At 73.4% G+C, this 22,849-nt stretch carries 21 protein-coding genes; 15 read left to right on the top strand and 6 right to left on the bottom strand.

The window, feature by feature from the left end:
- Positions 1-61 precede the first annotated feature (61 nt).
- The 13 genes from coxB to AB0I41_RS26215 all read left to right on the top strand — a co-directional run bounded on the left by coxB (position 62) and on the right by AB0I41_RS26215 (position 15,782).
- Positions 62-1,108 carry a cytochrome c oxidase subunit II gene (gene coxB / locus AB0I41_RS26275; RefSeq protein ID WP_357112729.1) on the top strand — a complete coding sequence of 349 codons (1,047 nt, stop codon included), beginning with the start codon at positions 62-64 and terminating at the stop codon, positions 1,106-1,108.
- Positions 1,109-1,124: 16 nt separating this feature from the next.
- Entirely contained in the window at positions 1,125-3,053 is a 1,929-nt protein-coding gene (gene ctaD, locus AB0I41_RS26270) for a cytochrome c oxidase subunit I (RefSeq protein WP_357112726.1), read from the top strand.
- A 114-nt stretch (positions 3,054-3,167) separates the two neighbouring features.
- Positions 3,168-3,794, top strand: coding sequence for a heme-copper oxidase subunit III (locus AB0I41_RS26265; RefSeq protein ID WP_357112723.1), 627 nt, complete (start codon positions 3,168-3,170; stop codon positions 3,792-3,794).
- Complete coding sequence (locus tag AB0I41_RS26260; RefSeq protein ID WP_357112721.1) at positions 3,794-4,189, top strand: hypothetical protein; 396 nt, start codon at positions 3,794-3,796, stop codon at positions 4,187-4,189. The genes AB0I41_RS26265 and AB0I41_RS26260 overlap by 1 nt, the downstream gene beginning before the upstream one ends.
- Positions 4,186-5,073 (top strand): cytochrome c oxidase assembly protein, encoded by an 888-nt coding sequence (locus tag AB0I41_RS26255; protein WP_357112718.1) that lies wholly within the window; start codon positions 4,186-4,188, stop codon positions 5,071-5,073. The genes AB0I41_RS26260 and AB0I41_RS26255 overlap by 4 nt, the downstream gene beginning before the upstream one ends.
- A complete protein-coding gene (locus AB0I41_RS26250; RefSeq protein WP_357112716.1) occupies positions 5,073-5,459 on the top strand; it encodes a c-type cytochrome in 387 nt (128 codons plus the stop codon). The genes AB0I41_RS26255 and AB0I41_RS26250 overlap by 1 nt, the downstream gene beginning before the upstream one ends.
- A gap of 18 nt (positions 5,460-5,477) precedes the next feature.
- Positions 5,478-6,293 (top strand): c-type cytochrome, encoded by an 816-nt coding sequence (locus tag AB0I41_RS26245; RefSeq protein WP_357112713.1) that lies wholly within the window; start codon positions 5,478-5,480, stop codon positions 6,291-6,293.
- Positions 6,290-7,159, top strand: a complete 870-nt coding sequence (locus AB0I41_RS26240; RefSeq protein WP_357112710.1) for a Rieske (2Fe-2S) protein — start codon at positions 6,290-6,292, stop codon at positions 7,157-7,159. Before AB0I41_RS26245 ends, AB0I41_RS26240 begins: the two co-directional genes overlap by 4 nt.
- Entirely contained in the window at positions 7,156-8,916 is a 1,761-nt protein-coding gene (locus AB0I41_RS26235) for a cytochrome bc complex cytochrome b subunit (RefSeq protein ID WP_357112708.1), read from the top strand. The genes AB0I41_RS26240 and AB0I41_RS26235 overlap by 4 nt, the downstream gene beginning before the upstream one ends.
- A 303-nt stretch (positions 8,917-9,219) precedes the next feature.
- The gene (locus AB0I41_RS26230; RefSeq protein ID WP_357112705.1) at positions 9,220-10,989 is read left to right on the top strand and encodes a thiamine pyrophosphate-dependent enzyme; all 1,770 of its coding nucleotides are present in this window, start codon (positions 9,220-9,222) and stop codon (positions 10,987-10,989) included.
- Entirely contained in the window at positions 10,986-14,117 is a 3,132-nt protein-coding gene (locus tag AB0I41_RS26225) for an FAD-binding and (Fe-S)-binding domain-containing protein (protein WP_357112702.1), read from the top strand. Before AB0I41_RS26230 ends, AB0I41_RS26225 begins: the two co-directional genes overlap by 4 nt.
- A 5-nt stretch (positions 14,118-14,122) precedes the next feature.
- The gene (locus AB0I41_RS26220; protein ID WP_357112699.1) at positions 14,123-15,202 is read left to right on the top strand and encodes an enolase C-terminal domain-like protein; all 1,080 of its coding nucleotides are present in this window, start codon (positions 14,123-14,125) and stop codon (positions 15,200-15,202) included.
- A gap of 139 nt (positions 15,203-15,341) precedes the next feature.
- Entirely contained in the window at positions 15,342-15,782 is a 441-nt protein-coding gene (locus AB0I41_RS26215; protein WP_357112697.1) for a PPC domain-containing DNA-binding protein, read from the top strand.
- A gap of 9 nt (positions 15,783-15,791) precedes the next feature.
- On the opposite strand, the gene AB0I41_RS26210 is transcribed toward AB0I41_RS26215, so the two are convergent.
- Complete coding sequence (locus AB0I41_RS26210; protein WP_357112694.1) at positions 15,792-17,564, bottom strand: glycoside hydrolase family 15 protein; 1,773 nt, start codon at positions 17,562-17,564, stop codon at positions 15,792-15,794.
- Between the two features lie 556 nt (positions 17,565-18,120).
- Positions 18,121-18,330 (bottom strand): hypothetical protein, encoded by a 210-nt coding sequence (locus AB0I41_RS26205; protein WP_357112691.1) that lies wholly within the window; start codon positions 18,328-18,330, stop codon positions 18,121-18,123.
- A gap of 315 nt (positions 18,331-18,645) precedes the next feature.
- Here AB0I41_RS26205 and AB0I41_RS26200 point away from each other — a divergent pair, with 315 nt between their 5' ends.
- Complete coding sequence (locus AB0I41_RS26200) at positions 18,646-19,377, top strand: FkbM family methyltransferase (protein ID WP_357112800.1); 732 nt, start codon at positions 18,646-18,648, stop codon at positions 19,375-19,377.
- 52 nt (positions 19,378-19,429) lie between these two features.
- Here the strand turns inward: AB0I41_RS26200 and AB0I41_RS26195 are convergent, their stop codons facing one another.
- The 4 genes from AB0I41_RS26195 to AB0I41_RS26180 are packed head-to-tail and all read right to left on the bottom strand — an operon-like array spanning position 19,430 to position 22,449.
- Positions 19,430-20,056 (bottom strand): response regulator transcription factor, encoded by a 627-nt coding sequence (locus AB0I41_RS26195; RefSeq protein WP_357112688.1) that lies wholly within the window; start codon positions 20,054-20,056, stop codon positions 19,430-19,432.
- Positions 20,053-21,330, bottom strand: a complete 1,278-nt coding sequence (locus AB0I41_RS26190; RefSeq protein WP_357112685.1) for a histidine kinase — start codon at positions 21,328-21,330, stop codon at positions 20,053-20,055. The genes AB0I41_RS26195 and AB0I41_RS26190 overlap by 4 nt, the downstream gene beginning before the upstream one ends.
- A gap of 10 nt (positions 21,331-21,340) precedes the next feature.
- Positions 21,341-21,523 carry an abscisic acid-deficient protein Aba4 family protein gene (locus tag AB0I41_RS26185; RefSeq protein WP_357112683.1) on the bottom strand — a complete coding sequence of 61 codons (183 nt, stop codon included), beginning with the start codon at positions 21,521-21,523 and terminating at the stop codon, positions 21,341-21,343.
- Positions 21,520-22,449, bottom strand: a complete 930-nt coding sequence (locus AB0I41_RS26180) for a hypothetical protein (protein WP_357112680.1) — start codon at positions 22,447-22,449, stop codon at positions 21,520-21,522. The genes AB0I41_RS26185 and AB0I41_RS26180 overlap by 4 nt, the downstream gene beginning before the upstream one ends.
- A gap of 14 nt (positions 22,450-22,463) precedes the next feature.
- Between AB0I41_RS26180 and AB0I41_RS26175 the strand changes: the two genes are divergently transcribed.
- Entirely contained in the window at positions 22,464-22,832 is a 369-nt protein-coding gene (locus tag AB0I41_RS26175) for a hypothetical protein (RefSeq protein WP_357112677.1), read from the top strand.
- Positions 22,833-22,849: the final 17 nt, after the last annotated feature.

The following is a 22,849-nucleotide window of genomic DNA, read 5'->3' as shown; positions in this document are numbered from 1 at the left end:
TGCACCTCTCTATCGCTGATAAACCCCCGTATACCCGCTCAAGTGCCTATGGTCGGTGCCGGTGGACACGACACGCGAAGCGACGAACGCCGGCCCCCGGCGGGTCCGGCGACGCCGCCGGAACGGGCGGGTCGCCCGGACGACGCTGCTCGCCGGGGTGTTCCTCCTCGGCGGCTGCGCGGGTGACGGCCCGTCGGCACTGGACCCGGCCGGTTCCGGTGCGGCCCGGGTCGCGAACCTGTGGTGGCTGCTGTTCTGGATCTCGGTGGCGGTCTTCGTCGAGGTCATGGCCCTGCTGGTCTGGGCCATGGTGTTCCGCCGGGGCCGCGACACCCGGGTCCGGCACGGACAGCCGCTGCGCTTCGTGGCGGTCGCCGGCGCCGGCCTGCCGCTGGTGATCCTGGTCGCCGTCTACGCCGCCGGCCTGCGCGACCTGGCCGCGCTCGGCGAGGCCCCGGGCCCCCGGGCGCCGACGATCGAGGTCACCGGCCACAAGTGGTGGTGGGAGGTGCGGGTGCCGGGGATCGACGGCGCCACCGCCAACGAACTGCACATCCCGGTCGGGGAACGGGTCCGGGTGCGGCTGCACACGGCCGACGTGCTGCACAGCTTCTGGGTGCCGCAACTGATGCCCAAGACCGACCTGATCGCCGGCGAGGTCCGCGAGACCTGGCTGCAGGCGGAGCGGGCGGGCCGCTACCGCGGCCAGTGCGCGGAGTACTGCGGCACCCAGCACGCCCACATGGCGTTCCTGGTCGTGGCGGAACCGCGCGCCGACTTCGAGGCCTGGCTGGCCCGGCTCGGTTCGACCGCCCGCCAGCCGGAGACCGACGCCCAGCGGCGCGGTCAGCAGGCCTTCGTCCAGGGCACCTGCGCCGGCTGCCACGCCATCCGGGGCACTCCGGCGGACGGACGGATCGGTCCCGACCTGTCGGACGTCGGGTCGCGGTGGAGCATCGGCGCCGGGGCGGTGCCCAACGACGGCGGGCACCTGGGCGGCTGGATCGCCAACCCGCAGACCGTCAAGCCGGGCAACAACATGCCGCCGCAGCCGGTCGACGCGGCCCGGCTGCCCGATCTCGTCGCGTACCTGCAGTCGCTGAAGTAGCCGGGGAGGAGGGGAGATGTCCACGACCGCCACACCGGTCGACGGCGCCGGCCAGGAGGACCTGGCCCGGCTGGCGGAGCACTGGGCGGAACGCCCCGGGCTGCGGTCGTGGCTCAGCACCGTCGACCACAAGAAGATCGGGCGGCGCTACCTGGTCACCGCCTGGCTGTTCTTCGCGCTCGCCGGGATCAGCGCGTTGGTCATGCGCACCCAGCTCGCCCGCCCGGAGTCCCGGCTGCTCTCGCCGCAGGAGTACAACCAGCTCTTCACGATGCACGGCACCGCGATGATCTTCCTGTTCGCGACGCCGATGCTCTTCGGCTTCGGCAACTTCCTGGTTCCGTTGATGATCGGCTCCCGGGACATGGCCTTCCCGAAGCTGAACGCGCTCGGCTACTGGGTCTTCCTGTTCGCCGGGCTCTTCATGTGGGCGAGCCTGCCTTTCGGCGCGGCCCCGAACGGCGGCTGGTTCGCCTACGTGCCGCTGACCGGGGAGCAGAACGACCCCGGCCTGCACATCGACGTCTACACCCTCGGGTTGCTCTTCCTCGGCATCGCCACCACCGCCGCGTCCATCAACTTCATCGTCACCGCGCTCAAGCTGCGCGCCCCCGGCATGTCCCTCACCCGGGTGCCGCTGTTCGTGTGGGCCATCGTCGCCACCGCCTTCATGGTGATCTTCGCGCTGCCCGCGCTGAACGTGGACAACGCGATGCTCTTCCTCGACCGCCGGTTCGGCACCCACTTCTTCGACCCGGAGGCCGCCGGGAACGTGCTGCTCTGGCAGCACCTGTTCTGGATCTTCGGGCACCCGGACGTCTACATCATCGTGATGCCGGCGCTCGGCATCGTCTCGGCGGTGCTGCCCGCCTTCACCCGCCGCGGTGTGGTCGGCTACGCCCTGGTCGCGCTCTCCATCGTGTCCATCGCGATCATCTCCTTCGGCGTGTGGGTGCACCACATGTTCGCCACCGGGCTGCCGCAGCTGTCATACAGCTTCTTCAGCGCGGCCAGCACGGTCATCACCATCCCGTCCGGCATCCAGATCTTCGCCTGGCTGGCCACCATGCTGCTCGGCCGGGTGGTGCTCCGCGTTCCGCTGCTGTTCCTCATCGGGTTCATCGTGACCTTCGTGCTGGGCGGCCTCACCGGGGCGATGTTCGCGCTGACCGCGTTCGACCAGCAGGTCACCGACTCGTACTTCGTGGTGGCGCACTTCCACTACGTGCTGATCGGCGGGGCGGTGTTCCCGATGCTCGCCGGCGCCTACTACTGGCTGCCGAAGATCACCGGCCGGATGTACCACGAGGGGTTGGGCCGGTGGGCGTTCTGGCTGGTCTTCGCCGGCATGCACGTCACGTTCTTCCCGATGCACCTCTACGGCCTCTTCGGCATGCCGCGGCGGGTCTACACCTACCGCAGCGAACCGGGCTGGGACGGGTGGAACCTGGTCAGCACCGCCGGGTCGTACCTGCTCGCGATCGGGCTGCTGCTCGTGCTGGTCGGGGTGGTCCACGCCGTCCGGCGGGGCAGACCCGCGCCGCCGGACCCGTGGGGCGGCGACAGCCTGGAGTGGTCCACCGACTCGCCGCCGAAGCCGTACAACTTTCCCGTCCTGCCCCAGGTGCACAGCCTGCACCCGACCTGGGACGACGCCAGCCGGTCCTCGATGGGCGCCGACGCCACCGAGGACCGGATCCTCGCCGACGGACGCAGGACGCTGCTCACCAGCGAGCTGGACGCCCGGCGCGAGCGGGCGGCGGAGATGCCCGAGCCGTCCCTGCAACCGCTGCTGCTCGCGCTGGAGCTGCTCGTCTTCTTCACCTCGATGCTCCTCGCCTGGTACCCGATCGCCGCCGTGGCCGTACTGGCGGTGGCCGCGACCCTGGCCGTCTGGCTCTGGCCGCCGCGGCGCCCGGACCGGGAACTCGGGGTGAGCCCGTGAGCGCGAGGAGTGAGCCGGGTTTGCGAGCCCCGCAGTCGCGAACTGAGGTGGCGGCGTGAGCGCGAGGAGTGAGCCGGGTTTGCGAGCCCCGCAGTCGCGAACTGAGGTGGCGGCGTGAGCGCGCGGGAAGGCATCGCGGCGGCCACCGGCACCGAGGCGCTCACCACCGAACTGCCGGTCGGCCGCTCCACCGGCTGGTGGGGCATGGTGCTGGTCGTCGCCACCGAGGCGACCCTCTTCGCCTGCCTGCTCGGCAGCTACTACTACCTGCGCTTCCAGCACGGCTCACCGTGGCCCCCCGACGGCATCAGGGAACCAACGCTGCTGCGTCCACTGGTGATGACCGTGGTGCTGCTGCCCAGCAGCCTCCCGATGATCTGGGCCGAGCGCGGCATCCGGCACGGGCAACGCTGGCGGCTGCACTCCGGCCTGGCGGCCACCCTGCTGCTCGGGGCGACGTTCCTGACCCTGCTGGCCACCGAGTACGCCGAGACGCTGCGCGAGTTCACCATGACCACCGACGCCTACGGCTCGCTGTTCTATGTCATCACCGGCTTCCACGGCTTGCACGTCCTGGTCGGGCTGACCATGATCTGCTGGCTGCTGGCCGCCTCGCTGCGCGGCGGCACCTTCGGCGCGTACCGCCACGACCGGGTGCGCAACGTCGCCATCTACTGGCACTTCGTCGACGTCGTCTGGGCCGCCATCCTGTTCACCATCTACCTCTCGCCGAGACTGTGATGGGCGCGCATCCCGGCCCCCGCGCCCGGCTCGCCGGCGGGCTGCTGCTCTGGTACGCCGTCCTCGGCGGGGCGCTGGCCTGGGCGGTGCACCTGTTCGGCGCCTGGGGCGTGGACGAGCTGACCTGTGCCGGCGGCTCCGACCGCGTCGGCGCGGTTCCCCTGCGCCTGGTCGTCGCGCTGGCGGTGGTGCTGCCCGCGCTGGCCACCGTCGGCGCGCTGCTGGCCGCCGCCCTCGTCTGGCGGCGTACCACCCCGCCGCGGCCGGGGGAGGACCGCTCGCTGGGGCGCAGCCGGATGCTCGCCGTGCTGGGGATCTGGTCGAACCTGCTCTTCCTGACCATCATCGTGCTGGGCGGAGCCGCCCTGCTGGTGCTGCCGCCATGCCAGCGGTGAGCGCGAACGGCGGCCCGCCGGCCGACCCGTCCGTCCTGGCCGGGCTGCTGGCCATCCTGCTCGCCGCGGCGGTCGCCCTGCTCGCCGCCGGCTACGGGCGCGGGGTGCACGAGCTGTGGGCCCGGCGCGGCGCGGGCGGGGTGCTGCCCGGCTGGCGGGTCGCCGCGTTCGCCGGCGGACTGGTGATCGCGCTGGCCGTCCAGAACGGACCGGCGGCCGGGTTCGCCGAGCGCTCCTTCACCGGCCACATGACGCAACACATGGTCCTGATGCTGGTCGCCGGGCCGTTGCTCGCCGCCGGCGGGGCCGGGCTGCCGCTGACCCTCGCCTGCCCGGTGCCGCTGCGCCGGCGGCTGGCCCGACTCCGGACCAGCCCACCGGCCCGGTGGCTGCGCCGACCGACCATCGCGGCGTTCGTCGCCGGCGGCGGGCAGACGCTGGTGCTGTGGTTCTGGCACCTGCCCGGGCCCTACCTGGCCGCGCTGGAGCAGCCCGCCCTGCACGCGCTGGAACACGCCTGCTTCCTCGGCGCCGCCTGGCTGCTCTGGGCGCCGGTGCTCGGCGTGGCCCGGCACCGGCTGCCCACCCCGGCCGCGATGTTGCTGCTGGTCGGCACCATGCTGCCGGCCTCGGCCCTGGGCGCGGTGCTCACCTTCGCGCCGCAGCCCGTCTACCCGCTCCGGGTGCTCGGCCCCGACCCGCTCGCCGACCAGCAGCTCGCCGGCCTGCTGATGTGGGCCCCGATGGACGTGGCGGTGCTGATCGCCACGCTGGCCGTCTTCCTGCGCTGGCTGCTGAAGCTGCAGGGGCAGCGGCCGGACCGGGTGACCTCCCCGGAACCGGGCGGAATGGTGCCGGTGGCGCGTACCGAGGGGGTCGGGTGATGACGACGCGGATCCGTACCCGGTGGGCGCTGCTGGCACTGCCCGTCCTGCTCGCCGCCCCCGGCTGCGCCAGCACCGACCCGCCTCCGCCGCCCGAGGTACGCGCCGGCCGACCCGCCCGGGGCGCCGAACTGATCGCCCAGTACGGCTGCGGCTCCTGCCACACCATCCCCGGCATCGACCAGGCGAACGGCCTGGTCGGGCCGCCGCTGAACCGCTTCGGCGCACGCTCCTACATCGCCGGCGAGCTGCCGAACAACGGCGACAACCTGCGGCACTGGATCGCCAACCCGCAGTCGGTCGAGCCGGGCACCGCCATGCCCGACCTCGGCGTGAGCCCGATCGACGCCCAGGACATCGCCGCCTACCTCTTCACCCTGGACTGAGCCGTGCGGCAGCGAGCGGTGAGTGGACGAAAGCGGCGCTGGCATCCGCGCCGCATGCTCGCGGTCAGCGCCGTGCTCCTGCTCGGCACCGGGCCGGCGGCGCTGGCCGCGAGCCCGACGCCCGACGGCGCGGCCGGCGCCGCACCGACTGCCGGCGGCGCGGCCACCGGGCAGCCGACACCGGCGCCGAGCGCCGGTGACCGTGGCGCCGAGCTCTACCGGCAGCAGTGCGCCAGTTGCCACGGCCAGCAGGGCCAGGGCACCCAGCGCGGACCATCCCTGGTGGGCGTGGGGCCCGCCTCGGTGGACTTCCAGCTCTCCACCGGCCGGATGCCGATCCCGTACGAGATGCGGCAGCCCCGGCGATCCGAGCCGGTCTTCTCGGCCGGCGAGATCGCCGCCCTGGTGGACCACGTCGCCAGCTTCGGCGGCGGCGGGCCGCGGATCCCGCAGGTCGCGCCGGGCAGCGCGAGCGCCGGACGGGAGATCTTCGCCGCCAACTGTGCCCCCTGCCACGGGGCGACGGGCTCCGGTGGCGAGCTGACCGACGGCTGGATCGTCCCGCCGTTGTACGAGGCGACGGCGGTGCAGGTCGCCGAGGCGACCCGGGTCGGCCCCGGACTCATGCCGGTGTTCCCCAGCCAGGTGCTGACCGACCAGCAGGTCGACGACGTCGCCAGCTACCTGCGGCAGTTGCGGACCGAGCGACTGGACCGGGGCGGGAACCCGCTCGGGCGGCTCGGTCCGCTGGCCGAGGGCCTGGTCGCCTGGATCGCGGTGCTCGGGCTGCTCGTCGCGGCGGTCCGCTGGCTGGGCAGGAGGGCGGGGGAGTGAACGAGAGCCGCCGGCCCGTGCCGGCCGACCCGCCGGGGGTGAGCCGGCGGATCGTGCTCGCCTTCCTGACCAGCGCCGCCGGCGCCGTCGGGTTCGCGGTGACCTATGGACTGGGTGGCCACACCCAGTGGGAAGGCGTCTGCCTCGCGGTGGCTTTCGCCGGGCTGGCGGTCGGCCTCGCCGTCTGGGGCAGGCGCCTGGTACCGGTCGGCGGCTACGTCGAGGAGCACGAGGGGTTCACGTCGGCCCCGACGGAGCAGGCGATGACCGCCGCGGTGCTCGCCGCGCCGGACAGTCCGGTACGGCGGCGCGGCCTGCTCGCCGCGCTCGGCGTGGCGCTGACCGCACTCGGCGCCGCGGCGCTGTTCCCGCTGCGGTCGCTGCTGCCGGGGGACCGGGCCCGCCCGGTCGAGGCGTTGAAGGAGACCCCGTGGGGGCCGGACGTCCGGCTGGTGACCAGTGACGGACGCCCCCTGCGGCCCGAGGACGTGCCGGCGAACACCATGGTCGGGGTGTTCCCGGAGGGGCACCTGGACGCCGGCGACGCTCCCGCGTTCGCGGTGCGACTGGAGCCGGAACGCTTCGCCCGGCCACCCTCCGGCGGCCACCTCGCCGGGCTGGTGGTCTATTCGTTGCTCTGCACCCACGCCGGCTGCCCCGTGCGGGTCTACCTCAAGGGCACTGGACGGTTGCTCTGTCCCTGCCACCAGTCGTCGTTCGACCTGTTCGCCGACGCTCGACCGATCGCCGGCCCGGCCGCCCGGTCGTTGCCCGGCCTGCCGATCGAGGTCGGGCCGGACGGGTTCCTGCGGGCCAGGGGTGACTTCACCGGCCCGCCCGGTGCCGGCTTCTGGAGCCGGCCGTGATTCTCGACCGACTCGCCCGGGCGTTGGACGACCGGCTCCGGCTCTCCCCGATCACCCGCCGGGGCCTGGCCAAGGTCTTCCCTGACCACTGGTCGTTCATGCTCGGGGAGATCGCCCTCTACTCGTTCGTCGCGCTGATCCTCACCGGCGTCTACCTGACCTTCTTCTTCGACGCCAGCTCCGCCGACCGCGTCTACCACGGCTCGTACGCGCCGTTGGACGGCAGCACCACCTCCGCCGCGTACGCCTCCACCGTGCGGCTGAGCTGGGACGTCCGAGCCGGGATGTTGATCCGGCAGACCCACCACTGGGCCGCCCTCGTCTTCGTCGCCGCGATCGTGGTGCACCTGATCCGGATCTACTTCACCGGAGCCTTCCGCAGGCCCCGGGAGCTCAACTGGCTGGTCGGCGTCACCATGCTGGCCCTGGCCCTGGCCAACGGCTTCACCGGCTACTCGATGCCGGACGACCTGCTCTCCGGCCTCGGGCTACGGATCATCGTGTCCGTGGTGGAGTCCATCCCCCTGGTCGGGGTGTGGCTGGCGTCGCTCGCCCTCGGCGGCGAGTTCCCCTCGGACGTGATGATCCCTCGGTTGTTCGTCACCCACGTGCTGCTGGTGCCCGCCGTCCTCGTCGCCCTGGTGTCGGCGCACCTGGCGATGATCGTCCGGCAGAAGCACAGCCAGTTCCCGGGTCCCGGGCGGACCGAGCACAACGTGGTCGGTTCGCGGTTGTGGCCCAGCTACACGCTGCGCTCGCTGGCGCTGTTCGCCTGGGTGCTGGCGGTGCTCTTCGCGTTGAGTGGGCTGGTGCAGATCAACCCGATCTGGCTCTACGGCCCGTTCGAGCCCGCCCAATCCACCATGCCCGCCCAACCCGACTGGTACGTCGCCTGGGGCGACGGCGCCCTGCGGCTCTTCCCGCCCTGGGAGATCCGGATCGCCGGCCACCTGGTGCCAGGGCCGTTCTTTCCCGGTGTCGTACTCGGCGGGCTGACCTTCCTGGCGCTGTACGCCTGGCCGTTCGCCGAGCGGCTGCGGACGAAGGACCGGCGGCAGCACCACCTGCTCGACCGTCCCCGCGACCACCCGGTCCGCATCGGTGTCGGGGTCGCCGCGCTGACCTTCTACGGCGTGCTGGTGATCGCGGCCGGCGACGACATCATCGCCCGGCTGCTGCGGCTGCCGATCTACGACGTGCTGTCGGTACTGCGGGTGCTGGTCCTCGTCCTGCCGGTGCTCGCCGGGGCGCTCGCGTTCCTGATCACCCGGGCCCTGCGCCGCAGCGGCGCCGGCGGGGTCGGCGCGCTGACCCGGGCGGACCTGAGGACCGTACGGGGGCCGAGCGCCCCAGCGGACGGCCACGACGAGCCGGAGCTGCCGGCGCCGGACCGGCCGGGGGAGCGGATCGAGCTGTGGCCGGAGGGCGAGGTGTGGCGCTGGCGTTACCGGGACTCCTCCGGCGCGGTCAGCCTCCTGGGTAACCGGGCGGTGCTGACCGAGGAGGAGGCGGCGTCGGCCGCCCGGCTGGCGTATCCCGGGGTCGACCGGGTGGTGGTTCCCGGGCCGCCACCCGCCGCGCCGCCGGGGCGGGTCCGCGCCGCGCTGCGTCGCTGGGGTGATGTCGCCATGGGGGTGTCGCTGCTGGTGGCGGCGCTGCGCCAGCGGCGCGACCGGCGCCGGCCCCCGGCCGACCGTGACCCGCCGCCCGGCGACCGGGCCGACCCTGAACCGGCGGAGGGATCGGGACCACCGTGACGTGGCTGGTGGGCGATCCGAGCACGCTCGGCGGGGGTGGTGCAGCTGGCGGTGCTGGAAAAGCGGGGTCGCCTGTCCGTCCTCGCCCGGAAGGCGCCGTGATGCCGATGCGCGCGGCGATCCGAGGCGGGGGTGTGCCGCTCCGGCCCGCTACGGCGGCGTAAATCATGCCGGTGTGCCGGGTTTGTCGGGACCGTCGCCGGGTAGCCGTGGCGACATCAGGCCCTGGGGCGAGTGTCCGGTTCCGGGCCGCCTCCCACCGCCGGGAGCGGACGGCCGACCGTCAGGACGAGGAGGAGAGACGTGCAGGAGATAGTGGGCGAGAGCCTGGCCCGGCGGCTGGTCGAATGGGGGGTCGACACGGTCTTCGGCCTCCCCGGCGACGGCATCAACGGCCTGATGGAGGGCTTCCGGCGGCAGCGGGAGAAGCTGACGTTCGTGCTGGTGCACCACGAGGAGGCGGCGGCCTTCATGGCCACCGGCTACGCCAAGGCGACCGGGCGGCTGGGGGTCTGCGCCGCCACCTCCGGCCCGGGCGCCATCCACCTGCTCAACGGGCTGTACGACGCCAAGCTCGACCACGTGCCGGTGCTGGCCATCACCGGCATGCAGGAGACCTCGGTGCTCGGCGCGCACTACCAGCAGGAGGTGCACACCGCGCTGCTGTACCAGGACGTGGCCGAGGCCTACAACCTGATGGTCACCAACCCGCAGCAGATGCCGGGCGTGCTCGACATCGCCATCCGGCACGCGCTGGCCAAGCGGAGCGTCGCCCACCTGACCTTCCCCAACGACGTGCAGGTCGCCGCGGCGGGGGAGGACCCGTACCGGCACGTCAGCCCGGGAGAGCCGCCGATGAGCAGCCCGGTGGTGTCACAGCCCGCGGTGCCGGCGGAGCAGGCCGACCTGGTCCGTGCGGCGGAGGTGCTCAATGCGGGGAAGAAGGTCGCGATGCTGGTCGGGGTCGGCGCCCGGCACGCCCGCGCCGAGGTCCTCGCCGTGGCGGAGGCGCTGGCCAGCCCGATCGTCAAGACGCTGCCCGGCAAGATGGTGGTCCCCGACGACCACCCGCTCACCACCGGCGGCCTCGGCCTGCTCGGCACGAAACCGAGCGAGGAGTTGATGGAGGAGTGCGACACGCTGCTGATGGTCGGCACCTCCTTCCCGTACGGGAAGTACCTGCCGTCGCCGGGGCAGGCCCGGGTGGTGCAGATCGACATCGACGCCAGTCTGATCGGCATGCGGCTGCCGGTGGACGCCGCGGTCACCGCCGACGCCAAGCTGGCGTTGCAGCAGCTGTTGCCGATGATCGAGGCCCGCGGCGACCGGTCCTTCCTGACGACGTACCAGCAGAAGCGGGACGCCTGGCGTGCCGACATGGTCGCCCTGCAGGACCCGTCCCGCGACCCGATCGCCCCGCAGTACCTGATCAGCTGCGTGGACCAGGCGGCCACCTCCGACGCGATCCTGACCTGCGACTCCGGCACCATCGCCACCTGGGCGGCCCGGCACTGGACCATCCGCGGCGGGCGCGAGTTCTACCTCTCCGGCAACCTCGCCACCATGGCGCCGGGCCTGCCGTACGCGATCGCCATGCAGCACGCGTACCCGGGCCGGCAGGTGATCGCGTTCGTCGGGGACGGCGGGTTCGCCATGCTGATGGCCGAGTTCCTCACCGCCGTCCGGCACGAGCTGCCGATCAAGGTGATCATCAACAACAACAACGCGTACGGCCAGATCCTCTGGGAACAGGTCATCCTCGGCTACCCCGAGTACGCGGTGCGCCACCGCCAGCCGGAGGCGGACTTCAGCGCCTGGGCCCGCGCGTGCGGCGCGTACGGCGCCAAGATCACCGACCCGAAGGCAGTGCCCGGGGCGATCCGGGAGGCGCTGGCCCACCCGGGTCCGGCGCTGGTCGACTGCGACGTCAACCCGTACGAGCCGCCCATGCCGGGCAAGGTGAAGTACGACCAGGCCAAGCACTTCACCGAGGCGTTCCTGCGCGGCCAGCCGCACCAGGTCGCCACGCTCGCCACCGTGGCCCGTGACAAGATCAACGAGCTGCGGTCATGAGCCGGCGGGTCACCGGCACCGCGGGACGGACCGCGCCGACCACCAGCGTGCTCCTGCCCGAGCCCGTCCTGCGCCCACCCGAACCAGCGCACGACATCGACCTGGCGGCGCTCGCCGCCGAGCTGAGCGCCGGGGTCGACGGGGAGGTCCGCTTCGACGCCGGCTCCCGGGCGGCGTACGCCAGCGGTGGCTCCAACTACCGGCAGGTGCCGCTCGGCCTGGTGGTGCCACGTACCGTCGAGGCGGCGGTGGCCGCCGTCGACACGTGTCGGCGGCACGGGGTGCCGGTGCTCTCCCGCGGCGGCGGTACCAGCCTGGGTGGTCAGGTCACGAACGTGGCAGTGGTCATCGACTGGTCGAAGTACTGCAACCGGCTGCTGGAGGTCGACCAGCAGTCGGGCACCTGCCTGGTCGAGCCGGGGATCGTGCTCGACACGCTCAACGACCTGCTGGCACCCCACGGGTTGGAGTTCGGCCCGCGGCCGTCCACCCACGAGAACTGCACCATCGGCGGGATGATCGGCAACAACTCGTGTGGGTCGACCGCGCAGCGCAGCGGCAAGGTGGTCGACAACATCGTCGACATGGAGGTGCTGCTCTACGACGGCACCCGGATGTGGGTCGGGGAGACCACGGACGAGCAGTACGCCGAGATCCAGCGCCGGGGCGGCCGCCGGGCCGAGATCTACCGCCAGCTCCGGGCCCTGCGGGACGAATACCTGATGGAGGTGCGCACCCGCTACCCGGACATCCCGCGCCGGGTCTCCGGCTACAACCTGGACAGCCTGCTGCCGGAAAAGAACTTCCACGTGGCGCAGGCGCTGGTCGGTTCCGAGGGGACGCTGGTCACCGTGCTGCGAGCCCGGCTGAAGTTGCTGCCGGTGGTGCCGGCCAAATCCCTGGTGTTCCTGTTCTACCCGGACATCGCCGCGGCTGGCGACGACGTGCCGCGCATCCTGCGGTACGACCCCATCGCGGTCGAAGGACTCGACGACAAGCTGATCGCCTTCGAGAGGCGCAAGAACCTGCATCCGGAGGCTCTGCACAAGCTGCCCGAGGGCGGCGGTTGGCTGATGGTCCAGTTCGGCGGCGCGACCACCGCCGACGCGGACGCCGCCGCCGACCGGATGATCGACGCGCTGCGCCGCGACGGCGGGCCGGCCGTGCACCGGTTCGACAACCCGGCGGACGAGGAGCAGATGTGGCTGGTCCGGGAGTCCGGGCTCGGTGCCACCGCGCGGGTGCCCGGCGAGCGCGACACCTGGGAAGGCTGGGAGGACTCGGCGGTCCCGCCCGACCGGCTGGGCGGCTACCTGCGTGACCTCGACCAGCTCTTCCGGGAGTACGGCTTCGAGCAGGCGTCGCTGTACGGGCATTTCGGGCAGGGGTGCGTACACACCCGGATCCCGTTCGAGATGACGACGGCGGCGGGGGTACGCCAGTTCCGCTCGTTCATCGAACGCGCCGCCGATCTGGTGGTCTCGTACGGGGGGTCCCTCTCGGGGGAGCACGGCGACGGGCAGGCCCGGGGCGAACTGCTGGTGAAGATGTTCGGCGACCGGCTGATCCGCGCCTTCGGGCAGTTCAAGGCCATCTTCGACCCCGACGACCGGATGAACCCGGGCAAGGCGGTGGCCCCCTACCCGCTGGACAGTCACCTTCGGCTCGGCGTCGACTACAACCACGGCGACGTGCAGACCCGGTTCCGCTACCCGGACGACTCCGGCAGCTTCGGCCGCGCCGTGCTGCGCTGCGTCGGCGTGGGCAAGTGCCGGCGGGAGCACGGCGGGGTGATGTGTCCCTCCTACATGGTCACTCGCGAGGAGGAGCATTCCACCCGCGGCCGCGCCCGGCTGCTGTTCGAGATGCTCGACGGCACCGCCCGAGGCGGGGTCATCGGCGACGGCTGGCGCTCCGACGCGGTCCGCGACGCCCTGGACCTCTGCCTGGCCTGCAAGGGCTGCAAGGCGGACTGCCCGGTCAACGTGGACATGGCGACCTACAAGGCGGAGTTCCTGTCCCACCACTACGCGGGCCGGCCGCGCCCCCGATCGCACTACTCGATGGGCTGGCTGCCGGCGGCGGCCGCCGTGGCCGCGATCGGGCCCCGGGTGGTGAACGCCCTCGCACAGGCGCCCGGGCTGAGCCGGCTCGCCAAGGCGGTCGGCGGCATCGACCAGCGCCGCGACATCCCGCCCTTCGCCCCCGAGTCGTTCCAGCGCTGGTTCGCCCGCCGGACCCCGGGCGGGGACGGGTCGCGCGGCGAGGTGCTGCTCTGGCCGGACACCTTCACCAACCACTTCCACCCGGGCATCGCCCAGGCCGCGGTCGAGGTGCTGGAGGCGGCCGGCTGGCGGGTACGCGTACCGGACCAGCCGGTCTGCTGCGGGCTGACCTGGATCTCCACCGGTCAGCTCGGGGTCGCCCAGAAGGTGCTCCAGCGAACCGTGGACGTGCTGCGCCCGCACCTGCGGGCCGGCACCCGGGTGGTCGGGCTGGAGCCGAGCTGCACCGCCGTGTTCCGCAGCGACGCCCACGAGCTCTTCCCCAGCGACAAGGACGTGACCAAGCTGCGCGAGCAGACCGTCACGCTCGCCGAGCTGCTGCACGACCACAGCCCGGGTTGGCGCCCGCCGTCGGTGCCGGCGCACGCGCTGATCCAGACGCACTGCCACCAGCACGCGATCCTCGGCACCACCGCCGATCAGGCGGTGCTGTCGGCGTCCGGGGTCCGGGCCGACTTCCTCGACTCCGGCTGCTGCGGGCTGGCCGGCAACTTCGGTTTCGAGCAGGGGCACTACGAGGTCTCCGAGGCGTGCGCCGAACGGGTGCTGCTGCCCGCCGTCCGCGACGCCGCCGACACCGACGTCATCCTCGCCGACGGGTTCAGCTGCCGTACGCAGGTGGAGCAGAGCGCCGCCGGCGGCCGGTCCGCGATCCACCTGGCCGAGCTGCTCCGCGCCGGACTGCGCGGCGGGTCCGTGCCGCCCCGGCCGGAACTGAGCTGGGCCGACCGGCCCCGGCCACCGTCCCGGGCCGCCCGCTGGGCCGCCGCCGGTCTGGTCGGGCTCGCCGTGCTCGGCCCGGTGGCCGCGCTCGCCGCCCGGGCCGGCCGCAGGGCACGGTGACCGGAGTGCGGCTGACCGCCGAGGCGTACCAGGTGCCCACCGACGCGCCGGAGGGCGACGGCACCCTGGCCTGGACCAGCACCACCCTGGTGCTGGTCCGGGCCGAGGCCGACGGCCACGCCGGGATCGGCTGGACGTACGGGCCGGCGGCCGTGGTGCCGGTGGTGGCGGACCTGCTCGCCCCGGTGGTGGCGGATCTCGACCCGGACGACGTGCCGGCGGTGTGGACGGCGATGCGGCGGCGGCTGCGCAACGCCGGCCGGCCCGGCATCGCGGGGCTGGCGCTGTCCGCCGCCGACTGCGCCGTCTGGGACCTCAAGGCCCGCCGGCACGGCCTGCCGTTGGCCCGGCTGCTCGGCGTCGCCCGCCGGGAGGTGCCGGTCTACGGCAGCGGCGGCTTCACCACCTACGACGACGCGCGGCAGCACCGGCAGCTCGCCGGCTGGGTGCACGTCGAGGGCATCCCCCGCGTGAAGATCAAGATCGGGGAGTCGTGCGGGACCCAGGTGGCCCGGGACCTGGCCCGGATGGCGGCGGCCCGGCGGACCATCGGCGACGACGCCGAGCTGTACGTCGACGCCAACGGCGGCTACCAGCGCAAGCAGGCGATCCGGGTGGCCCACGCCGCCGCCGACCTCGACGTGCGCTGGTACGAGGAACCGGTCAGCTCCGACGACCTGACCGGGCTCGGGCTGATCCGCGACCGGGTGGTGCCCGACGTGACGGCCGGTGAGTACGGCTACGACCTGGTCTACTTCCACCGCATGGCCCCGTACGTCGACTGCCTCCAGATCGACGTCACCCGGTGCGGCGGGATCAGCGAGTTCCTCCGCGCCGCCGCGGTGGCCGCCGCCGCCGGGCTGGAGGTCTCCGGGCACTGCGCGCCGCACCAGCACCTGCCGGTCGCCGCGGCCACGCCCAACCTCAGACACCTGGAGTGGTTCCACGACCACGTCCGGATCGAGTCGATGCTGTTCGACGGGGCGGTGCCGGCCACCGGCGGCAGCGTCCCGGTGCCGCTGGACCGGCCCGGCAACGGCCTGGAGTTCCGGTCGGACGACGCCCGCCGGTACCGGGTGGCCTGAGGTGGACCGCGCCGACGCCGCTGCCCGCCGGCGCCGCCGTCGACCGGCGCCGGCCCCCCGCTGCCGTGGCCGACGCCAGCATCGCCACCGGCTGGGCGGTGGTCGGCCGGCGGACGGCCCGAACGACCGAAGGAGAACGATGAGAGCCGAGGAGCTGCACCACCCCACCGGACGGGTGCTGGTGGTGGTCTGCGACAAGGGGGAGGAGCCGGTCAGCGTGCTCGGTGGCGCGCTGCACCGCCACGGGCTGCGTGCCGGACGGGTCACCGCGGTCGGCGGGTTCCGGGAGGCCGACGTCGGCTGGTTCGACCCGGAGCGCGGCGAGTACCGCCGCATCCCGGTGCGGGAGCAGGTGGAGGTGCTGTCATTGCTGGGCGATGTGGCGGCCCGCGACGGCGAGCCGGTGCTGCACGCGCACGCCGTGCTGGGCCGCGCCGACGGCAGCACGGTGGGCGGACACCTGCTCCGGGCCCAGGTCTGGCCCACCCTCGAGGTGATCGTCACCGAGGTCGCGCCGGAGCTGGCGAAGCGGGTCGACCCGGAGACCGGGCTGGCCCTGATCGCCGGCCCCGGTCGCTGACCGGCGGGCTCACCGGCAGGGGTCGACCTGACCCAGGGTGACGGCCGTCTCCAGCATCAGCGCGTGCACGAACCCCTGCGGCAGATTGCCGCGTAGCTGCCGCTGGCGGACGTCGTACTCCTCGGTGTAGAGGCCGGGCGGGCCGCACGCGGCCCGGTTGCGCTCGAACCACCGGTTGGCCCGCACCGCGTCGCCGGCCTGCCAGGCGGCGAGCGCCGCGGCGAACCCGCACAGCAGGAACGCCCCCTCCGCGTCGCCGAGCGGCCGGGGGTCGGGCCGGAACCGGTAGAGGTACCCGTCCGCCGCCAGTTCCGCCAGCACGGCCCGGCGGGTCTGCTCGGTCCGCGGGTCGTGCGGCGGCAGCGCGCCGCGGATCCCCGGCAGCAGCAACGCGGCGTCGACCCGGACGTCGTCGTACGCCCGCTGCCAGTGCCCGTCCCGGCTCAGGCCGTGCGTCGCGGCGTCGGCGAGGATCCGGTCGGCCAGGGCGGACCAGCGTGCGGCCTGGTTGGCCGGAGCCACCCGGGCCGCCGCCCGCAACCCGGCCACGCAGGTCAGCTTCGAGTGTGTCCACTGTCGCGCCGGCAACTCCCAGATCCCTGAGTCCGGCTCCGACCAACGTCGCTCGACGACCGCCGCCGCCACCTCCATCGCGCGGTGTGCGTCGCCGTCCAGCCGGCCCAGCCGGTCCGCCGCCGCGAGCACCATGAGCACCTCGCCGAACGGGTCGAGCTGGAACTGATCCCGCACCCAGTTCCCGGTGCACACCCGGGCACCCGGATAGCCGGGCAGGTGGTCCAGCCGCTGCGGGTGCGGCACGGGCGTCCCGTCCACGGTGTACGCGGGAGCCATCCGGTCCCCGTCGGCCAGCAGCCGTGCGGTCAGGAAGGCGACCGCGTCGTCCAGCAGGTCGTACCGGCCGACCAGCGCGGAGGCCTGCCCGGCGAAGGACTGGTCGCGGATCCACGCGTACCGGTAGTCGTAGTTGCGGCCGGCCATCGCCCGTTCCGGCAGGGCGGTGGTCGCCGCGGCGACCATGCCTCCGCCCGGCCGGGTCATCCCGCGCAGCACCGCGTACGCCAGCACCGCGTCCCGCTCCGCGGCGCCTGCCAGCGACGGCACGACCGACCCCCAGTGGTGCTCGGTGATCCGCCACAGCTCGTCCGGCGGGTCGCAGGGCCGGTCCAGCGGGGCCGTCGACACCTCCAGCACCAGGTCGTGCCGGCCACCGGCCGGGACGGCCAACTCGCCGGCCAGGAACTGCTCCGGACCGGGCCGCAGGTCCGCCCCGCCGTGGAACCGTAGGTGCAGCCGACCCGTGCGGGCGAGCCACCGGCCGTCGTCCCGGGCGACGTCGCGGACGGGCTCCCGACCGAAGTCCGCCCGCGGGTCCAGTACCACCCGGAGAACCGCCGGGCGGTCCAGGGCGCGGACCTGGCGCAGCAGCACCAGCCGGTGCGGGTCACCGGGGAAGACCAGGGCCTCCCGGGACTCGACGATCCCGTCCACCGTCACCCACCGGCTGAGCCAGATCAGCGATCCGGGCTCGTAGTGCCCACCCCAGACGAAACGGGCGGTCGGGGTCAGCAGGTAGCGGCCCGCCCCGCCGAGCAGCGAGCTGAACACGGCGGAGTCCGACCAGCCGGGGGCACAGAGCCAACCCACCTCGCCGTCCGGGCCGACCAGCCCGCCCCGGTGCCCGTCGGCGAGCAACGCGTAGGTGCGCAGCACGGCCGGCGGCGCCGGGGCGTCCGCGTGCCCGTCCCGGTCCGCTGGCGACATGCCGCCTCCCGCCCCTCGCGTCGCTCGACGCGGTCCGCGCCGGTTACCCCGGCACGTAGGTCCGACACGTGCTCGCCTTCGTGCGGGGCCTGGCGGACCCGCCGTCGATGCCGGCCCTCGACCGCCCGGCACCGGCTGGTCGGCGCCGCCGGACTCACCGGCGCGGCGCTGGCTGCCCTGGCCTGGCGCCGGGGTTGACCGGGCGGCCCGCCGGCCCGTACCGGCCCAGCCGATGGTGTCCCGGCCGCCGAGCGACCGACAACGGAATCGTGACGCCGGGTGCCGGTGCCCCGAGGGGCACCGGCACCCGGCGTTCCGGCAGGGTCAGGTCTGGTTGCCCGGCACGTTCTTGTAGTCCTGCGGGCTGCCCCCTTCGGCTTCGGGTACTTCCGGGTCTGGCCGCCGCCGCGGTTGGCGTTCGCCGTGCCGCCCAGTGCGGCGACCATCTGGTCCTTCGTCATCTGGTCGGTGTTGTCGATGCCGGCCCGCTCGGCCTGCTTCCGCACCTGGCCGGCGGTCATCTCGGACAGATCGCGCCGTGGTTCGTCTCCTCGCGTCAGTGGGTGGTCTGCAGCGCCCGGTAGGCGGCGGCCGGATCGGTGGTGAAGCGCTCGCCCCGCTGGTCGAGCTGGCGGAAGCCATCCAGCAGTTCCCGCGACTCCACCTCGCTGAGCTCGTTGTCCGCCTGTTGGTCGCGGCTCAACCCGCGCTCGAGCCACCGGACGATGTCATGCCAGTTGTGCCAGTCACCGAGCCGGTAAACCACCTCGATGTCCGACTGCTGGTAGTCAATCGACGTCTCCTCTCGCCGTCGGGACCTGATCGGTCACGGTTACCCGCCGAGGCGCGGGAGCAGCGCGGACACCACCGTGAGACGGTGACGAGCCGGCCACCAGGCGTACGAACGGGCCCGAGCCGACCCGGACGCGCGACTTCGGACCGACCCGGCTGGCAGAGCACGCAACGGTCCGGTGCGGTGCCGGTTTGTCGGGAAGTGGGCGTTCCCGGTCCCGGTGCGGGCTAGGGTCTTCCGGTGTGGGCCCGTACCGGCGCGGTTGAGGCACTCAAGGCTGATCCGGCGATGTCGTCTCTTCGCCGCTCGCTGGAGTTCTACTACGGTGATCCGGCGCGCGAGGCGGCGATGGACGAGTTGTACGCGCGCTTCGTCGAGGCGGGTGATCTCGTGTTCGACGTCGGGTCCCACGTGGGCGACCGGACCGGCAGTTTCCGCCGGCTCGGGGCGCGCGTCGTGGCCGTGGAGCCGCAGCCCCTGTGCCTGCGCGCCATGCGGACCATCTATGCCGGCGAGGACGACGTCATGCTGGTCGAGGCGGCCTGCGGGGCGTACGACGGCAGCGTCCGGCTGCACGTCAACTCCCGCAATCCCACGGTGACCACCGCGTCCTCCCATTTCCTCGATGCGGCGGACGGCGCGGATGGTTGGGAGGACCAGGTGTGGGACTCGACGGTCGAGGTGGCCTCGACCACCCTCGACTCCCTGATCGGCCGTCACGGCACGCCGACCTTCGTCAAGATCGACGTCGAGGGGTTCGAGGAGGCGGTTCTGGCGGGGCTGAGCCGCCCGCTGCCCGCGCTGTCCTTCGAATTCACCACGATCGAGCGTGCGATGGCGCTGCGGTGCGTCGACCGTCTCACGGCGCTCGGCTTCGACGCTTTCAACATCGCGTTCGGCGACGACATGGCCCTGGCCCTCGGGGAGTGGCAATCGGCGGCGGAGATGGCGGAGCATCTCCGGTCGCTGCCCCACGAGGTCAACTCCGGTGACGTCTACTGCGTGTCACCGCGACCCTGACCCGGTCGTGCTCATCCATGGCAGTCGGTCCGCCGAGCGCGGGGGGTGTCGCTCACGCGCCGCGGGCGAACAGGGCCAGGCGTACCCGGTTCGGGCTGTTGGTCTTGGTCATCAGGCTGGTGATGTGGGTCTTGACCGTGGTGACGCCGATGTGGAGCCGCTCGGCGATCTCCGTGTTGGACAGACCCTCGGCGACCAGGTCCAGCACGTCCTGCTCGCGTGCGGTCAGTCCCTGGGCCGGCTGCGGCGTCTCCGACCGGGCGTGCACCGCGCGCTGGACCAGGCGTTGCAGCACCTCCTGGCTGAACGGGCTGTCGCCCGCGGCGGCCCGGCGTATCCCGTCGAGCAGGTCGGCGGGCGGTGCGTCCTTGAGCAGGAACCCGCAGGCGCCGGCGGTCAGCGCGGGATAGAGGTGGTCGTCGTCGCCGAACGTGGTCAGCACCAGGACACGGGTCGCGGGGCGGTCGGCGAGGATACGGCTGGTCGCGGTGATCCCGTCGACGCCGGGCATGCGCAGGTCCATGACGACCACGTCGGGGACGAGCCGCGCGGCGAGGGAGATCGCTTCCCGGCCGTTGTCGGCCTCGCCGACGACCTCGATGTCGGGCTGGGCGTCGCAGAGCATGCGCAGGCCCGCGCGGATGAGGTGCTGGTCGTCGACCAGCAGGACGCGGATCACGCCGGCTCCGGCGCGGGCGGTGCGGCCGGGGCCTCGCGTTCGCGGGGCGGTGACGGGGCCGGCGTGACGGCGGGCGGGAGGGGAGAAGCCGTCGGCGCGGAGGCGGAGACCGCGGCCGGGAGGACGGTGCGGGCCCGCCAACCCGCGCCGGTCGGACCTGCCTCCAGCCGACCGCCGAGGACTTCGACGCGCTCCCGCATGCCGGTGATGCCGTGGCCGCCACCGGACGGCAGTTCCGCCGGCACCCATCCGCGCCCGTTGTCCGAGACCTCCCAGTGGACGGCCCCGTCGACGACGGAAACCGACAGCCGTGCCAGCGCGGAGGTGCCGGCGTGCTTGGCCACGTTGGTCAGCGCCTCCTGGGTCAGTCGCAACACCGCCAGGCCCCGAACCGCATCGAGTGCACCGACCGCCGGGTCGATGTCGGCCTCCACGGTGACACCGGCCTGACGGGCCCGATCGACCGCCGCGCCGAGTGCCGCGGGAAGCGCCGACGGCTCGATCGCGGTCAGCGCCGCGTCGCCGCGTACCCCGTCGGGGTCGCGCAGGACCGCGACCAGTCGGCGCAGATCCGCCAGGGCCGCGCTCCCCGTGCCGTGCACGTCGTCGAAGACCTCGCCCACCCGCGGATCCAGGTCCGTCAGCACGTGCCGGGCCACGCCGACCCGCAGCACCATCGACGCCACGTGATGCGCGACCACGTCGTGCAGCTCGCGGGCGATGGCGCTGCGTTCGTCGGCGCGCGTGGCACGGCTCTCCGACTCGCGCCGGCGCTGCTCCGCCGCCGCCCGCTCCTCGGCCTGCCGGGCGAGTTCCCGGGTGGTCCGGATGACCAGACCGAGCAGCAGCGGCACGCCGACCTCCACCGTCAGGCCGAAGACGCCGGAAAGGATCCGTCGGAACGGGTCGCCGATCGAATTGGTCAGGTCGACCGTGGCCAGCAGCCCGGCGGCCAGCCAGATGACCCGCGGCCGGGGCGCCCACATGGCCAGCTCGAGCAGGGCCCAGCTGGCGCCCACCTGGTTGATCGTCGTGTCGTCGATGACCTGGATCGCGACCGCCAGCAGCGCGGCCTGCCCCACCAGGTTGCCCAGCGGCCGGCGGTGGAACCCCAGCGCGACGGCGAACGCGGTCGCCGCGAGGATCCACTGGGTGACCGTCGGCGAGCGTCCGGCCTGGGTGCCGAAGACCAGATAGCCGACGCCACTGAGGTCGAGCAGCAGCATCCGCGCGAGCGTGTCTCGCGCGTCGAACAGTCGTCCCACCCACCCCACGCCGATCAGCCTAGGCGCTGCGGCTCGCGGACCGGAACGACCGCCGGCCGGACGCACCTGGCCCGGATCCCGAGGTAGGTGGCCAGGCCGAGTGGACGATGCGGGCGGTCCGGGACCAGTGCGGCAGCAGGATCATCAGCGCCCAGAACGGCGCGGCCACCGCGAACGTCAGCGTGAACAGCGTCCCGGTCATGCGGCCAGCGCCAGTTCCGGGCGGCGTCGGCGGGCCACGACCACCCCGGCGGCGGCCGCGGTCGCCACCACCAGGGCCGCCACGGCGGCCAGCGTGAGCGCGTCCGGGCGCAGCAGCGGCTGCCCGCGCAGTGCCTGCCAGGTCAACAGGATCGTGAGTACGCCGTAGGCCCCGCCCGCGACGACCAGCAGTCGCACCTGACTGCGCTCGTCCAGCCGCGTCCCGAGGAACCGGCTCAGCAGGATCGCCAGGATCGGCAGCGACTGCAAGGCGTGCAGGCCCACGAAGTGCCCGATCCGCAGATCCCCGCCGGTGGTGCTCCAGCCGACCAGCGGCAGCCCGGGCCCCCCGTCCGGTACGCCCACGGAGTGCGCCCCGCTGATCCCCTCGATCCCGGCCTCCTGGCTGGGCAGCACCATCGGTACCGCCGCCAGCATGCCGAGCAGGGACAGGCCGAGCCCCAGCCCGACCGCGTACGCGGCGGCCCGGTCCGCGATCGGCTGACGCAGCACCACGATCCCGATGACGAAGTGCGCGGCGAACAGCACTGTGATCATCGCGCCCATCGCCTGGAACAGGGCGGCGTTCAGCGGGGTCGTCCCGTTGTAGTGGCTGGTCGTGCCGCGCAGCACCTGCCCGACGATGATCACCATCTCGGCCAGCGACATCGCGACGATGACCGTGCCCGCCCACTCCGCGATCCGGCTACGTCGCGGCAGGAGGGAGAGCATCCACGCGAGGGTGGTGCCGTACAGCACGAAGGACACGGAGAACTTGAACGGCTTGAGCCAGATCGGAACGCCGGTGAGGACGCGCGGGTCGGCGAGGATGCCGACCGCGGAGACGACGGCGAGTACCGCCATCGCCGAGACGAAGACCATCATGGGGCGGTGCCAGTGTGCCGCCCGGCGCAGTGCTGTAGTCATGCCTGTAGATGCTGGTGACCCAGCCTCCGGACCGCGCCCGACCGCAGGCCCCGGTTGTGGCCGGCGGTCGGAGCGCCGTCTCCTCCCTGGGGAGGAGGCGGAACTTCGGTCGGGCGCTCTTCGCTGGCACCGTCGGCTACGCCGCCGCCGACGCCAGCCGCGACACCGACCTGACCGGCCCCACGGTCGGCGTGGGGGACACCACTCCCGGGGACGGCACCGACGACACCACCACGACAAACCTCGGGACCGCCCAGCACCACCCGCGCGACGAGTTGGGGGCGATGGCGGGGCCGCAGGTCGCGAGGATGCCTGGTGTCGCGGCCCGCGACCCGACGCTCTCCCCGGCGTCGGGCCGCGGGCCGCGTGCGTACGACGACTAGCCGGCCCGCCCTGCCGC

Source organism: Micromonospora sp. NPDC050200 (genome assembly GCF_040656135.1).
Lineage (GTDB): Bacteria > Actinomycetota > Actinomycetes > Mycobacteriales > Micromonosporaceae > Micromonospora.
The sequence above is the reverse complement of the archived record's forward strand: the minus strand, read 5'-3'. Positions and strand labels throughout refer to the sequence as shown.